Below are 15408 nucleotides of genomic sequence, written 5' to 3' on the forward strand. Positions count from 1 at the left end.
CGTCTCACAGCCGGTGGGCGGCGCCCGCCGGGGTGACGCCCCTGGTGTCGAAGAGCAGTTGCGCCTTGGCGGCCAGGCCCTGGAGGTCGTAGGTGCCGTGGTGGTGCAGCAGCAGCGTCAGATCGGCCGCCGCCGCCGACTCGTACGGTGAGTCGGCGCGCGGCACCCGCCGGCCCGCGACCCGCCATTCGGCGACGCCCGGGTCGTGGAAGGTCAGCCGCGCGCCGAGCGTCGTCAGCCGGGAGGCGATCTCGCGTGCGGCGCCGCGTTCCGCTTCCGGCAGCTCGGGGTGGGCGACGCCGAGCAGCAGGACGTCGGCGCCCCTGGCCGACTTGCCGTGCTCGTTGAGGAGGGCGGTGGCCCGGCCGGTCAGATAGCCGGGCATCCGTGCGTTGAGCTCGTGGGCCAGGCCCACCAGCCGCAGCCGTTCGCCCGGGTTGACCGGCGCGTCCGGGCCCGCGACGCCGGGACCGGGGCGGCGCACGCCGGGCGCGGGGGCGCGGGTCTCGGCGCAGCGGACGACGTCCCACAGGTCGATGCCCTGCTCGTGGCAGAACATCGCCATCTCGTTGATCAGCGCCGCGGAGACGTGCTGCACGTTGGTCTCCAGCACCTTCACCGCCTCCGCCTCGCGCAGGCCACGGGCGCGCACCACCTTGTCGGTGAGCCGTCCGTAGAACGCGGCGGCCGCCTCGACGCAGTCGGGGGTGAGGCCGCCGATCACCCGGGGGGCGGTGGCGGGGCCGCCGGCCGGCTGCGGGCCGGAGCGTCCGGGGGCGTGCGCCAGTTGGAAGTCGCGCCCGGCGCGCAGCCCCGAGCCGCGCTCCAGGACCGGGCGCAGCACGCCCTCGGTGGTGCCGGGCGGCACCGTGGACTCCAGCACCACCAGCGTGCGCGGGCGCAGTCGGGGCGCGAGCGCGGCGGCGGCCTCGCGTACGCCGGTGAGGTCGGGGGCGCCCCGGTCGTCGGGCGGGGTCGGCGCGCAGATCAGCGCGGTGCGGACCCGGCCGAGCACGACGGGGTCGCTGGCGGCGCGGAAGCCGCCGGCCAGCATCCGCCGCAGCGCGGGCGCGGAGAGCGAGCCGTCGGCGGGCGGCCGGCCCGCGTTCAAGCCCGACGCGAGCCGGGCATCCGGTACGAAGGCGACGGTACAGATGCCGGCGGCGGCGGCCGCCCTGGCGGCGGGCAGTCCCATGGGCCCAAGGCCGAGAACGGCGAGATCAGCGGGCATACGCGGGCGGCTCCCTTCCCTTCTGCCGCTCCCCCCGGGGAGGGCATATGCGCTACCGGTCAGGTTACGGGCATATATGACAGAAAGGGTGGATTGCGTCGACCGGCGAGGCCGGGCGCGTACCGGGGGGACGCGCTCGGGCGGCGCGCCGGGCCGGCCTGGGGGAGTCTGGAATCGCGTGCTGAGGGGGCGTCGGGAGACGCCGGGGAGGACGGCGTTCCGGCCGGCCGGAGCGGCGGGCCGGAAGGGACCAGGGCACGGCGGACGCACACGACATGCCAGGGAGGCAGCGGTGAGGACAGCGACGCTAGGACCGGAACAGCGAGCCGAGGCACTGGAGCGGATGGCGGAACGGGAGCTGGACGTCCTGGTGGTCGGCGGCGGGGTGGTCGGCGCCGGCATCGCGCTGGACGCCACCACCAGGGGCCTGTCCACCGGCCTCGTCGAGGCCAGGGACTGGGCGGCCGGCACTTCGAGCCGCTCAAGCAAGCTGATCCACGGCGGGCTGCGCTACCTGGAGATGCTGGACTTCGGCCTGGTCAGGGAGGCGCTGCGGGAACGCGGACTGCTGCTGAGCCGGATCGCCCCGCATCTGGTGCGCCCGGTGCCGTTCCTCTATCCGCTCCGGCACCGCGGCTGGGAGAGGTTCTACGCGGGCTCGGGCGTGGCGCTCTACGACGCGATGTCGCTCTCCTCGGGGCACGGGCGCGGGCTCCCCACGCACCGTCACCTCAGCCGCACCAGGGCGCTGCGGGTCGCGCCCTGTCTCCGGAAGGACGCGCTGGTCGGCGCGTTGCAGTACTACGACGCCCAGGTGGACGACGCCCGTTTCGTCGCCTCCCTGGTGCGCACCGCCGCCGGGTACGGGGCGCGGGTCGCCAACCGGGCGCGGGTCACCGCGTTCCTCCGGGAGGGGGAACGGGTCGTCGGCGTGCGGGTGTCGGACCTGGAGAGCGGCAGCGGGGACGGCGAGGGGGACTTCCGCGCCTACGAGATCAGGGCCCGGCAGGTGGTCAACGCGACGGGTGTGTGGACCGACGACACCCAGGCGATGATCGCGGAGCGCGGGCAGTTCCACGTCCGCGCCTCCAAGGGCATCCACCTGGTGGTGCCGAAGGACCGCATCCACTCGTCGACCGGGCTGATCCTGCGCACCGAGACCAGCGTGCTGTTCGTGATCCCCTGGGGTCGCCACTGGGTCGTCGGCACCACGGACACCGCCTGGGATCTGGACAAGGCGCACCCGGCCGCGTCCAGCGCCGACATCGACTACCTGCTGGAACACGTCAACTCCGTGCTGGCCACGCCGCTCACCAGGGACGACGTGGAGGGCGTCTACGCGGGGCTGCGGCCGCTGCTGGCCGGGGAGTCCGACGCCACCAGCAAGCTCTCCCGCGAGCACACCGTCGCCCACCCGGTGCCGGGGCTCGTGGTGGTCGCCGGCGGCAAGTACACCACCTACCGGGTGATGGCCAAGGACGCGGTGGACGCGGCCGTCCACGGGCTGGACCAGCGGGTGGCCGAGTGCTGCACGGAGGAGGTCAGGCTGGCGGGCGCCGAGGGTTTCGCGGCGCTGTGGAACGCGCGGGCCAGGATCGCGGCCAGGGCGGGGCTGCACGAGGCGCGGGTCGAGCATCTGCTGCTCCGCTACGGCTCCCTGACGCAGGAGGTGCTGGACCTGATCGTGGACGACCCGCGCCTGGGCCGGCCGCTGCCGGCGGCCGACGACTACCTCAAGGCCGAGATCGTGTACGCCTGTTCGCACGAGGGCGCCCGCCATCTGGAGGACGTGCTGACCCGGCGCACCCGGATCTCGATCGAGACCTTCGACCGGGGCACCCGAAGTGCCCAGGAGTGCGCCGAGTTGATGGGAGGCGTGCTCGGGTGGTCGGACCGGCAGGTGGAACGTGAGGTGGAGCACTATCTCAAGCGGGTCGAGGCCGAGCGGGAGTCGCAGCTCCAGCCCGACGACCAGACCGCCGACGCCGCGCGGCTGGGGGCCCCGGACACCGTTCCGCTCTGACACCCCGGCGCCCCGCCCGTGTCGATTCGTTACTGATCGACTCGGGCGGGCGGGTCGCCCCGCGCCCCGGATGTCATACGGATGGGTGACAATGGCCCGGGAAGCCGGAGGGGACGCACGCATGGGCCAGGACAGTGGGGCGAACGAGTCGAGGCTGCGCCGACAGCCGGACGAGGGAGAGGACGGCGGCGCGGAAGCCGGCGCCTCGTCAGCGAAGGGCGGAGAGGCGGGCGTTGCCGAGGACTCCGGCGCCGGGCGGGACGCGGCAGGAGCGGCGCGGAAGCGGGACGGGGACGACGCGGAGGACGCGGCCGGAGGCGCGGCCGAGGCGCCCAAGGGCGGTGAAGGCGAGGGCCGTTCCGGGGGCGCGGCGGGCAAGGGCGGCGGCGCGGGCGGCCGTTCCGGCGCGGCGGACGTCGAGGACCGGCCGACCACCAAGGTGTCCCCTGGCCGCGGGGCCGGGGCGAGCAAGCTGCTCAACGGGCGCTACCGGCTGGGCTCCGTCGTCGGGCGCGGCGGCATGGGCACGGTGTGGCGGGCCAGGGACGAGGTGCTGGGGCGCTCCGTCGCGGTCAAGGAGCTGCGCCTGTCGGCCGGGATCGAGGACGCCGAGCGCAAGCGGATGATCACCCGCACGCTGCGGGAGGCCAAGGCCATCGCCACCATCCGCAGCCGGGGCGTCGTCACCATCTACGACGTGGTCGACGAGGGTTCTCGCCCCTGGATCGTGATGGAGCTGATCGAGGGCCGCTCGCTCGCCGACATCATCCGGCAGGACGGCCCGATGTCCCCGCGCCGGGCCGCCGAGACGGGGCTGGCCATCCTCGACGTGCTGCGGGACGCGCACCTGGCCGGCATCCTGCACCGCGACGTCAAGCCGTCCAACGTGATCGTCGCCGACGACGAGGGCCGGGTGGTGCTGACGGACTTCGGCATCGCGAAGGTCGAGGGCGACCCGTCGATCACCTCGACCGGGATGCTGGTCGGCGCCCCCTCCTACATCTCGCCCGAGCGGGCCAGGGGCGCCTCCCCCGGGCCGCCGGCCGACATGTGGTCGCTGGGCGCGCTGCTCTACTGCTGTGTGGAGGGCCGGCCGCCCTACGACGAGGGCAGCGCGATCGCCACGCTGGCGGCCGTGATGCACGACCCGGTGCCCCCGCCGGCGAAGGCGGGCCCACTGGCCGACCTGATCATGGAGTTGCTCCGGAAGAAGCCGGAGGACCGGCCGGCGGAGCCCCGGGTGCGGGAGCTGCTGAACGCGGCGCTGACCGGCGGCGAGGGCTCCGGCTCGACGACCGACCACCAGACGCTGGTGGTGGGGGCGAGCACGCCGAAGCCGGGTGACGTTCCGGCCGTCCCGCGCGGCGGGAGCGGCGAGGGCGCCCGGGGCGGGGGCGACGCGAAGGACGCGGGGGCGTCCGCGAGCGCCGGCGCGCGGCCGAAGGCCGGCGCCCGCGACCCGCGCACGCCGGCGCGGCCGGCGACCCCGGTCGGTGCCGCCGGTGCCCCCGAGGGGCCGCGCACCCCGCCACCGGCCCGGCGGCCGGGTGACGACGAGGCGGACCGGCGGCGGCTGCGACTGGCCATCGGCGCGGTCGCGTTGGCGCTCGTGGTGCTCGGCACGGCCGTGGTGATCTGGCTGACCAGCGGCGACGACGGGGGCAACGACGAGGGCGGCGGCTCGTCCCAGGGGCGGGAGCAGGGCGAGACCGAGGGGCAGCAGGGGGGCAACGAGCCGGGGCCGGAGGGCGGTTCGGGCGGCGACTCCGAGGGCGGGCCCGAGGGCGAGGACGGCGAGGGCGACTCGGCGGGCGCGTCCGGCGAGTCCGGCGGGGAGGACGGCGGGTCCGGCGGGGACGACGGCCCGCCCGGCACCTCGCCGGAGAACGACCCGGACGCCGAGCCGGACGGCCCCAGCGGCTACGCCGAGGTCGTGGACGCCGACTTCCACTTCCGCATCTCGCTGCCGCAGGGCTGGCAGCGGATAGGCATAGCGGGACAGAACTCGGGCGCCATCTACGCGGCGGAGTCCGGCAGCCCGGTCAAGCTCCAGGTGGACTTCAACGGCAGCCCCGGCTCCGACGCGGAGGCCGCCTGGCGCGACCTGGAGCCGGCGGTCCGGGGCAACAGCGACGGGTACGAGCCGCTCGGGATCGAGAGCGTCGAGTGGCGGGACTATCCCACGGTTGCCGACTGGCAGTTCGAAAGGGTGGAGAACGGGGAAAGAGTCCGGGTGCTCAACCGTGGCTTCAAGGTCGACGACGACCGGGGCTACGCGATCATGATCACCTGCCCGGCGGGCGAGTGGGAGGGAGGCTCGTGCGAGACACTGCGGGAGACGGCTTTCCAGACCTTCCAGCCGCTGGAGTGAGCCGCACCGGCCCGTGCCCCACCGGCCCGTGTTCCGCCGGCGCCGGCTGAGCCCGGCCGGCGGCGGTCCCGGACACGCGGTCGGGTCCCCGTCGCGAGGGTGTCACCGGTGGGCGGTCTCTCCGCCGCTGACTCTCTGCCACTGACCGGATCTGACGGGAGATGACTGGGGCTGAACGAGGGCTGGCGTAGGGCTGATTGGAACTGAGAAGAATCGTGAGTTGACAGACCGTAGCCGGACGGGCGTCCCGCGCCGTATCGTGTGGGAAGCCGTTCGCTGGGTGGGCACGCGGTGGGGAGGCGCAAGGTGGACAAGTACGCGGGGCGGTTGCTGGCCGATCGGTACCGGCTTCCCCAAACCCCGTCCGACGAGTTCGAGTTCGTCGAGTCCCGGGCCTTCGACACCGCCAGCGGCCAGGAGGTCCTGGTCCGCCAGGTGCCGCTGCCCGAGGTCGTCGACGCCGAGCTGGTCGACGGCGCCGGGCGCGGCCCGGCCGGCGGCGGGCGCGGACCAGGCGCGGACCGGGCGACCAGGACGCCGGACGACCCCGTCGTCCGGCGCGCCGTCGAGGCCGCCACGGCGGCGGCCGGGCTGCCCGACCACCCCAGGCTCGACCAGGTCTTCGACGTCTTCGTGCAGGGCGACGGACTGTGGATCGTCAGTGAGTTAGTGCCGTCGAGGCCGCTGGCCGCGCTGCTCGCGGAGGAACGACTCGGCCCCTACCGGGCGGCCGAGGTCGCCGCCGACCTGCTCGCCGCGCTGCGGATCGTGCACGCCCACGGCTGGACCCACCGCAACGTCACCGCGCGCACCGTGCTGATCTGCGACGACGGTCGCGCCGTGCTGACCGGGCTGGCGGCGGGCGCCGCGGAGGAAGTCCTCTGCGGCTACGACCCGTTGCCCGCGCCCGACATCCCCGACACCTTCGCCGCGCACCCCAGGACCGGCGTCTCGCCGACCGGTCCCGCCGGCGGACGCGCCCCGGAGAGTCCGACGCCGGGCGCCGGCGCGCCCGACGGCCCGGCCGAGGGGCGCTACGGCGCGCCGCCGGCCGGCGGCGGCTCCTGGGGCGGTGACGCCCCGACCGCCGACGGCGGCTTGCGGCCCTCGGGCACGGAGGCGGGCGGCGCCGGGCCGGCGCGGGAGGCCGGTTGGCCGCCGGACGGCGGCGAGGCGGGCGGCGCCCCCACGGGCGCCGGGTACTGGGGCCCGGGCGAGCCGCGGTGGCCCGGCGGCTTCGCCGGGGACGAGGCGCCGGCCGAGGGGGAACGGGCGGAGCTGCCGCCCGGCTTCCAGGCGGGAGAGCCGGGGGGCGAGCTGCCCGACGGCTACCGGCGTTGGGACAACGGCCAGCCGGGCGGGTCCTCCGGGCGCGAAGGGCTGCCCAGCAGCTGGGACTTCGAGGGCGGCGACGGGACGCCGGGCGAGCCGGGGCAGCAGCCAGGCGCCCCCGGCGAGCGCCCCGCCACGGACCGCGCCGCGCGCAGCGGCGCCATCGCCGCCTACCGCGCCGGCGCGCGGGCCGGCGCGGCGCGCAGCGCCAGCATGTCCCCGCGCCCCCCGGCGGTGGACGGTCCCCAGGGCGGCGTGGGGCCGACGGAGCTGCCCGGCGGCCGGCGGCCCAGCGAGCCGGTGCGCACCGGCTGGGAGTTGACCGAGCCGCCGCGCCCCAGGCCCCAGGAGGGCCCCCCGCACCAGCCCGCCGGGCAGGGCGGCCAAGGCGTGCACGAGGGCCACGGCGCGCACGACGCGCAGTTCGGTCCCGGTCCGCACGCCGGTCCCGGTCCGCACGCGCCGGCGCTTCCGCCGGCGCGGCAGGAGCCTCCCGGCGCGCCCCAGCCGGCGCCCGCCCCCCGTGCCGAGCACGCGCCCCCGCCCGGCGGGCGCGCCGGCGACGAGCAGCGCTACCGGGGTCCGGACAGCGCGTTGGCCGCCGAACGCGCCCGCCAGGCGCGGATCACCACCGTGGGCGCGGTCACCGAGCGGTGGGCGCCGGAACAGGCCGGGCCCGTCTACGAGCACTGGCGGCTGGCCCCGCCGGTCGGCCCGCCGGCGGACTTCTGGGCGTTGGGCGCGCTGCTCTTCCGCGCCGTGCAGGGCCACCCCGCCTACCCGGAGGACAGCGCGGCCGAGCTGGTGCAGGCCGTCTGCGCCGAGCAGCCCGCGTTCGCCGAGGACTGCGGCGCGCTGCGCCCCATCGTGGAGTCGCTGCTGCGGCAGGACCCGACGGAGCGGCCGAGCGCCGAGGCGCTGCGCGGCTGGCTGCGTTCCATGCTGCGCGGCGCCCCCGAGCCGGACGTCGGCCGCCGCACGGTCACCGCGCCGCCGCCCGCGTTGGAGCCGGGTCGTCCCTCCGACCCCCGGCGGCTGCCGATACTGCGCCGCCGTGGCGAGTTGGTCGGCCCGCGCCGGCGCCCGCGCCGGGAGCGCGGCCCGCGCCGGCTCGGCCGGGTGCTGCTGACGCTGGTGCTGCTGGGGCTGGCCGGCGCCGTCGCCTATGTGCTGGCGTTCCCGCCGGGTGAGCGGGAAGGGAGCGACGCGACGGGGGAGGGCGCCCCGGACGTCGACACGACCCCGGACGAGGCCGAGGAGCCGGCGGGCGGCGCCGAGGGCGCCGACGGCGAGGCCGAGGAGGAGCCGGAGGGCGAGCCCACCGAGGGCGCCACCCAGCCCTCGCCCAACGAGCAGGACAGCCAACCGGCCCCGCCTCCCGACGGCTTCGGGCTGGTCGAGGACGGCGCCGGCTTCGTGCTGGCCGTCCCGGACGACTGGCAGCGCGAGGCCGGGCCCGAGCAGCGGGTCGTCTTCACCGACGGCGAGATAGAGATCGTGGTGGTCCCCGGTCGGGACAGCGTGGCCGACTTCGGTGACACGCCGATGGACTACCAGCTCACCCAGCAGCCCGAGTTGGCCGACTTCCGGGCGTACCAGTTCTCCTCGCAGAGCGGGCTGATCGAGACCAGGGTCGGCGACGTGCAGATGGCCGAGGGGGTCTTCGGCTGGCGCGAGGGCGGCGCCGAGCTGGTGGCGTTCAACCGGGTGCTGCTCATCGCCGGTGACTACCATGTGGTGCAGGTGCTCGGCCCCGACGACCTCAGGGACCGGGTGGCCGACATCTACGACGTGACAGCCGAGAGCTACCGCCGCAGCGGCTGATCACGGGCCCGACGCGCGTTCGGTGCCGCAGCGGTGCCGTGGTTCCGCGGCTCGCCGGGCGCGGTGCCGAGCGCGGCGCCGGGCTTGGCAAGCGGAGCACGGGACAGACGGGGAACGGGCTGGTGAACGAGGGCGCGCACGTCGACCCACGCCTTTCTGGGGCCGACGCGAGGGGCCGACTGCTGGGCGGCCGTTACCAGTTGGTGGAGCGGCTCGGGCAGGGCGGGATGGGCACCGTCTGGCGGGCGCGCGACGAGATCACCGGCCGGGAGGTCGCGGTCAAGGAGCCGAGGCTGCCCGCCTCCGTCGAACCGGCGCGTCGGCAGCGGGCGTTCGCCCGGATGCGCCGGGAGGCGGCGGCCGCCGCCAGGATCGGCCACCCGGGGGTGATCACCCTCCACGACCTGGTCTTCGAGGACGGCCGCCCCTGGATGGTGATGGAGCTGGTGCGCGGCGGTTCGCTGGAGGACCTTCTGGCGCGGGGGCCGATACCCCGCGCCGAGGCCGCGCGAATCGGTCTCGGCGTGCTGGAGGCGCTGGTCGCCGCGCACGAGGCGGGGGTGCTGCACCGCGATGTGAAGCCGGGCAACGTGCTGCTCGGCGCCTACGGCCGGGTGGTGTTGACGGACTTCGGGATCGCCGCGGTGGAGGGCGAGCAGGCGCTGACCGACACGGGGGCGTTCGTCGGTTCGCCCGAGTTCGTCGCCCCCGAGCTGGCGTTGGGCGAGAAGCCGGGGCCCGAGGCCGACCTGTGGTCGCTCGGCGTGCTGCTGTATCTGGCGACGGAGGGCGTCTCGCCGTTCCGCAGGGAGCAGTTGGCCGCCACCATCCAGGCCGTGATCTCCGCGCCGCCCCGGCCGCCGGAACGCGCCGACGACGCCCTCGGCGACCTGATGCTGCGGCTGCTCAGCAAGCGCCCCGGCGCGCGCCCGGAACCGGACGAGATACGCAGGGTGTTGCGCCGGGAGGCGGCCGGCGCGCCCGCGCCGAAGGCGCGCCCCGGCCTCGCCGCCCGGCTGCGACGGCTCCTGCGGGGGCGGCGCGCCCGGTGGGTGGCGGGCGGCGCGGCCGCCGCCGTGCTGCTGGCGGCCGGGGTGCTGCTGGTGCCGTGGCCGGGCGAGGACGGGGACCCGGCGGCGCGCGGCGACCGCGCCGGGGAGCACACGGAGTCGGTGGCGGGCGCCGGGGCGGACGACGGGCAGAGCGGGCGCGCGCCGGAGGACGAGGACGAGGAACGCGCCGCCGACGAGAGCCCCGAGGAGCGGGACGCGGGCCGGGCGGAGGAGGGCGCCGAGCAGGAGCAGGCCGGCGGCGAGGAGGGCGCCGAGGATCCCTCGGACCCGACCGAGAACCCCACCGACCCAGCTGACCTGGAAGAACTCGATGACACCGGCCCGCCGCAGGAGGTGGCGCCGCCGGCCCAGTGGGACGCGATCGACGAACCGGCCCTCGCCATGACGCTGTCCCTGCCGCCCGGCTACGTCCGTGAGCAGAACCCCTCCAGCGAACGTCAGGTGAGCTACCGCTCGCCCGACGGGCGCCACTCGGTCGATCTCTGGCACCACCCGGGCTTCACCTCGCCGCCGCTGACCGAGGCGGAGCACCAGGTCGCCGCCTACCGCTCCGACACCGCCAACTACGCGAGCGTCGAAGGCGAGGCGTGGGCGACCGACTTCCAGTCGGGCGGCGACGCGGCGGAGCTGCGGGTCGTCACGACCAGTGTCGCCCGGCCGCACGAGGGGCCGGCGGAGCGGCGTTCGCTGCACTTCGGCGGCCCGTCGGCCGGCTCGCACTGGCAGGTCCAGGTGACCACGCTCGGCTCGGAGGGCGAGGTGGCGACGGCCGGGCACCGTCTCTACCAGGGACTCCTCGCGGACCTGGTCTTCCGCCCCTGACCCCGGGCGCCGGACCGCTCGGGGACGGGGCCGCCGGCGGCGACCGTGCGGGGCGCGCCCCGCCGGCGGCGGCGCGAGACCGCGACGCCGGCGAGGCAGAGCGCGCCGCCCAGCAGGGCGAGGGCGGTCGGGGCCTCGTCCAGCAGCGCCCAGGCCATCACCACGACCAGCGCCGGCACCACGTAGGTCGTCGCCCCCATCCGGCCGGCGGTCGTGCGGGCCAGCGCGAACGCCCAGGTGGTGAAGGCCACAGCGGTGGGGAACGCGCCCAGATAGACCATGTTGAGCGTGGCGGGGAGCGGGGCGTCGGCCGCCTCGGAGAGCAGCACCCCGGTGAACGGCAGGCAGGCCACCGTGCCGACCAGGCAGCCCCAGAAGGTGACCTGGAGCGCGCCGGCGTGCGCCAGCGCGGGCTTCTGGGCGACCACGCCGGCCGCGTAGCAGACGGCCGCCAGCAGGCAGAGCAGCACGCCCAGTGGCGAGGCGTGCGTGGAGTCGGTCGCCGAAAGGCCGACGACGACGGCGCCCGCGAACGAGACGGCCATCCCCGCGAGCAGCGGTCCTGGCAGGCCCTCGCTCAGCAGCCACGCGCTGAGCAGCGCGATCAGCACCGGGCCGACGTTCACCACCATCGCGGCGGTGCCGGCGTCCAACTCCCGCTCGCCCCAGTTCAGGGCGACCATGTACAGGCCGAACCAGAGCACCCCGGAGAGCAGGATGCCGGGCCAGGCGGCCCGCGGCGGCCAGCCCTGGCGGCGCACCAGGCAGAAGGCGCCCAACACCAGTGAGCCGACGGCCAGTCGGCCGAGGGCCAGCGCGCCGGGTGAGTACGCCTCGCCGGCGCTGCGGATGGAGACGAACGCGGTCGCCCAGAGCACCACGGTGACGCCGGCCGCCCCGAGCGCGACCCAACCGGCGGCGGACGCGTCGGCCTTGAGGAGACGTGACATGGGCCGACGATAAGGGGAACGCCAGTTCGGGCACTAGCGGTATTCGGACCTGGCGGTCCCGCGCGCCGGTCGGCGACGGCACGCACCGCCGTGGCGGGGTGCTCGCGCGGTTCCCCGCGCCCCTTCGCGCCGGTGGGCGGTCCGGTGTCGCCGGCGCGGCGCTTCATGCCAGTGGTCACTGGCAAAAAGGCGTTACCAACGGGTAGGAATAGCCCACACTCCGACGTACCCTCCGGCTATGACGACAGCGCAGTCCGACGTGAGCGAGGCCGCCGCCCGTATCGTCACCCCCGCTCTGGTCGAGTCGCTGACCGCGGGCGTGGTGGGCGGCGGGCGCACCGCGTGCCACTGTCCGTTCACCGGGGAGCGGTTGGCCGAGCTGCCCGAGGCTTCCCTGGACGAGGTGGCCGACGCGTTCCGGCGGGCCAGGGCGGCCCAGCCTGCCTGGGCGGCCAGATCGGTCAGGGAGCGCGCCCGGGTCGCGCTGCGCTTCCACGACCTGCTGCTGCGCCGCCAGTCGGAGGTGCTCGACCTCGTGCAGCTGGAGACCGGCAAGAGCCGGCTCGCGGCGCACGAGGAGGTGCAGGCGGTGGCGATGGCCGCCCGCCACTACGGCCGCACCGCGCCCGGCCGGCTCGGTGAGCGCCGCCACCTGGGCGCGATACCGCTGCTCACCCAGGTCAGAGAGGTCCGCCACCCGCACGGGGTGGTCGGCCACATAGCGCCGTGGAACTACCCGCTTGAGCTGACCGCCGGCGACGTGCTGCCCGCGCTGCTCGCCGGCAACGCCGTCGTCATGAAGCCCGACACGGAGACCGCGCTCACCGCCCTGTGGGCGCGCCGGCTGATGGGCGAGGCGGGGCTGCCCGAGGACGTCTGGACGGTGGTGCTGGGGGAGGGGCCCGTCGTCGGCCCGGCCGTCGTGGAGCACGCCGACTACGTCACGTTCACCGGCTCGACCCGCACCGGGCGCGAGGTGGCCCAGCGCGCCGCCGCCCGACTCATCGGCGCCAGCCTGGAGTTGGGCGGCAAGAACGCGCTGCTGGTGCTCCGCGACGCCGACCTCGACCGGGCCGCCGAGGGCGCGGTGCGCGCCGCCTTCTCCTCCTCGGGGCAGCTGTGCGTCTCCGTCGAACGGCTGCTGGTCGACGCCTCGGTGGCGGACGACTTCCTCGCCCGGTTCGTCGCCCGGGTCGAGGCGATGCGGCTCGGGCCCGCCCTCGACTACGGCACGGACATGGGCAGCCTCTGCTCGGCCGCCCAACTCGCCACCGTCGCCACCCATGTCGAGGACGCCGTCGCGCGGGGGGCCAGGGTGCTCACCGGCGGGCGGCACCGGCCCGACCTGGGGCCGTTCTTCCACGAGCCCACCGTGCTGGAGGGGGTCACCCCCGCCATGCGGGTCTGCGCCGAGGAGACCTTCGGTCCCGTCGTCTCGGTCTACCGCTTCACCGACGAGGACGAGGCGGTGGCGAGGGCCAACGACACCTCGTTCGGGCTCAACGCCAGCGTCTGGTCGCGCGACTCACGCCGCGCCGGCCGGATCGCCCGGCGGCTGCGCACCGGCACGGTCAACATCAACGAGGGGTACGCCGCGGCCTACGGCAGCGTCGGGTCGCCGATGGGCGGCATGGGCGACTCCGGGCTCGGCCGGCGCCACGGCGCCGACGGGCTGCTGAAGTACACCGAGCCGCAGACCGTCGCCCGCCAGCGACTGCTGCCGCTCGCCCCGTCGCACGGCCTCGACGACCGCCGCTACGCCGCGTTGATCAGCCGCTCGCTGCGCGCGCTGAAGTCGCTGGGGGTGCGCTGATGGCCGGCGGGCCCGAGCTCCCGGGCGAGGAACCGGGCGGCGCGGACACCGCGTTCGACTACGACGTGGCCGTGGTGGGCTCCGGCTTCGGCGGGGCCGTGGCCGCGCTGCGGCTGAGCGAGAAGGGGTACCGGGTGGTGGTCCTGGAGGCCGGCCGCCGGTTCAGCAGGGAGCGACTGCCGAAGAACTCCTGGCACCTGCGCGACTACCTGTGGGCGCCGAGGCTCGGCCTCTACGGGATCCAGCGCATCCATCTTCTCAGTAATGTCATGATCCTGGCAGGTTCCGGGGTCGGCGGCGGCTCGCTCAACTACGCCAACACGCTCTATGTGCCGCCCGACGCCTTCTTCGAGGACCGGCAGTGGCGCCACATCACCGACTGGCGGCGGGAGTTGACCCCGTACTACGAGCAGGCCAGGCGGATGCTGGGGGTGCGGACCAACCCGACCGTGACCGCGTCCGACCGGCATCTGCGGTGCGCGGCCGAGCGGATGGGCGTGGGCGACACGTTCCGGATGGCGCCGGTCGGCGTCTTCTTCGGGGACGGCGAGGACGCCGACGGCGAGCGGCGGGCGCGGCCGGGGGAGGAGGTCCCCGACCCGTACTTCGGCGGCGCGGGCCCCTCGCGGCGCGGCTGCCTGGAGTGCGGCGAGTGCATGACCGGCTGCCGGCACGGCGCCAAGAACACCCTCAACGAGAACTACCTCCACCTCGCCGAGCGCGCCGGCGCCGAGATACGCCCGTTGACCACCGTCACCGAGGTCGCGGAGGCGCCGGAACTCCCCGACGGCGGCGGCCATCTGGTCACCTGCGTGCCGACGAGGGCGGGGGCGCGCCGCCGGCGCCGACAGCGCACCGTGCTGCGCGTGCGCCGGGTGGTGCTCGCCGCCGGCACCTACGGCACCCAGACGCTGCTGCACCGGATGCGCGACCAGGGAACGCTGCCCCGGCTCTCCGCCCGGCTCGGCACCCTCACCCGCACCAACTCCGAGGCGCTGGTCGGCGCCAGCACCATCCCCCGCCGCTACCGCGCCCGGCACGGCGAGGACGCGACCCTCGACTTCAGTCGGGGCGTGGCGATCACCTCCTCCATCCACCCCGACGAGCACACCCACGTCGAGCCCGTCCGCTACGGCAAGGGCTCCAACGCGATGGGGTTTTTGTCGATCAAGCAGTTCCGCAGGGGCGGCCGGCTGCCCCGGCTGCTCGCCTACGCCGCGACCAGCGTGCGCCACCCGGTGGTCTTCGTGCTGTCGCTGTCCAACCGGCGCTGGTCGGAGCGGACCATCATCGGGCTGGTGATGCAGACCCACGACAACTCGCTGACCACCTACCGCAGAACGCGGCGCCCCGGCCGGGGGCTGCTCACCGCGCGGCAGGGGCACGGCGCCCCCAACCCGGACCACATCCCGGCCGGCGCCGAGGCCGCGCGCCATCTCGCCGAGGACATCGGCGGGTTCGCCGGCACCAACGTGGGAGAGCTGGTCGGCACGCCGCTGACCGCGCACTTCCTCGGCGGCTGCCCGATCGGGGACACCGCCGAGCGCGGGGTGGTCGACCCCTACCACCGGCTGCACGGCCACCCGGGGATCAGCGTGGTCGACGGCTCGGCCGTCTCCGCCAACCTCGGCGTCAACCCGGCGCTGACCATCACCGCCCAGGCGGAGCGCGCGTTCGCGCTGTGGCCCAACGCGGGCGAGCCGGACGCGCGGCCGGCACCCGACGAGCCCTACCGCTCGCTGCGCCCGACGCCGCCGCGCCGTCCGGCCGTTCCCGAGTCGGCCTTCGGCGCGCTGCGGCTCCCGGTCGTGCTGCCCGTGCCCCCGGTGCCGCCACCCGCCTCGGGCGGGGACGACGAGGCGCCCCCTGGTGGTCTGGACCAGTGAAGGGCATGGCGGGGTGCCCGGGGTGCGGGGCGACATTCCGGACAGATGAAGAGGCCCGCTCGACGGGGGAATGGAGCGGGCCT

General features: G+C 75.9%; 8 protein-coding genes. 6 read left to right on the forward strand and 2 right to left on the reverse strand.

Annotation, left to right across the window (positions count from 1 at the left end):
• Positions 1-4 precede the first annotated feature (4 nt).
• Complete coding sequence (locus tag CRP51_RS08560) at positions 5-1231, reverse strand: nucleotide sugar dehydrogenase (RefSeq protein WP_097230439.1); 1227 nt, start codon at positions 1229-1231, stop codon at positions 5-7.
• A gap of 292 nt (positions 1232-1523) precedes the next feature.
• Here CRP51_RS08560 and CRP51_RS08565 point away from each other — a divergent pair, with 292 nt between their 5' ends.
• The 4 genes from CRP51_RS08565 (at position 1524) to CRP51_RS08585 (ending at position 10676) form a co-directional block, all read left to right on the forward strand.
• Complete coding sequence (locus CRP51_RS08565; protein ID WP_097230440.1) at positions 1524-3254, forward strand: glycerol-3-phosphate dehydrogenase/oxidase; 1731 nt, start codon at positions 1524-1526, stop codon at positions 3252-3254.
• 121 nt (positions 3255-3375) lie between these two features.
• Positions 3376-5625: a serine/threonine-protein kinase gene (locus CRP51_RS08575; RefSeq protein ID WP_245880449.1), complete on the forward strand. Its 2250-nt coding sequence runs from the start codon at positions 3376-3378 to the stop codon at positions 5623-5625.
• A 306-nt stretch (positions 5626-5931) separates the two neighbouring features.
• Complete coding sequence (locus CRP51_RS08580) at positions 5932-8781, forward strand: serine/threonine kinase C-terminal domain-containing protein (RefSeq protein WP_097230441.1); 2850 nt, start codon at positions 5932-5934, stop codon at positions 8779-8781.
• A gap of 122 nt (positions 8782-8903) precedes the next feature.
• Positions 8904-10676 carry a serine/threonine protein kinase gene (locus tag CRP51_RS08585; RefSeq protein WP_245880450.1) on the forward strand — a complete coding sequence of 591 codons (1773 nt, stop codon included), beginning with the start codon at positions 8904-8906 and terminating at the stop codon, positions 10674-10676.
• Here CRP51_RS08585 and CRP51_RS08590 read toward each other — a convergent pair.
• Positions 10637-11626, reverse strand: a complete 990-nt coding sequence (locus CRP51_RS08590) for a DMT family transporter (RefSeq protein WP_097230442.1) — start codon at positions 11624-11626, stop codon at positions 10637-10639. The genes CRP51_RS08585 and CRP51_RS08590 overlap by 40 nt on opposite strands.
• A 238-nt stretch (positions 11627-11864) precedes the next feature.
• On the opposite strand from CRP51_RS08590, the gene CRP51_RS08595 reads away from it, so the two are divergent.
• Positions 11865-13439, forward strand: a complete 1575-nt coding sequence (locus tag CRP51_RS08595; RefSeq protein ID WP_097230443.1) for a succinic semialdehyde dehydrogenase — start codon at positions 11865-11867, stop codon at positions 13437-13439.
• Entirely contained in the window at positions 13439-15325 is a 1887-nt protein-coding gene (locus CRP51_RS08600; protein WP_097230444.1) for a GMC family oxidoreductase, read from the forward strand. The genes CRP51_RS08595 and CRP51_RS08600 overlap by 1 nt, the downstream gene beginning before the upstream one ends.
• Positions 15326-15408: the final 83 nt, after the last annotated feature.

The sequence above is a fragment of the Streptomyces zhaozhouensis genome, assembly GCF_900230195.1.
GTDB lineage: Bacteria > Actinomycetota > Actinomycetes > Streptomycetales > Streptomycetaceae > Streptomyces > Streptomyces zhaozhouensis.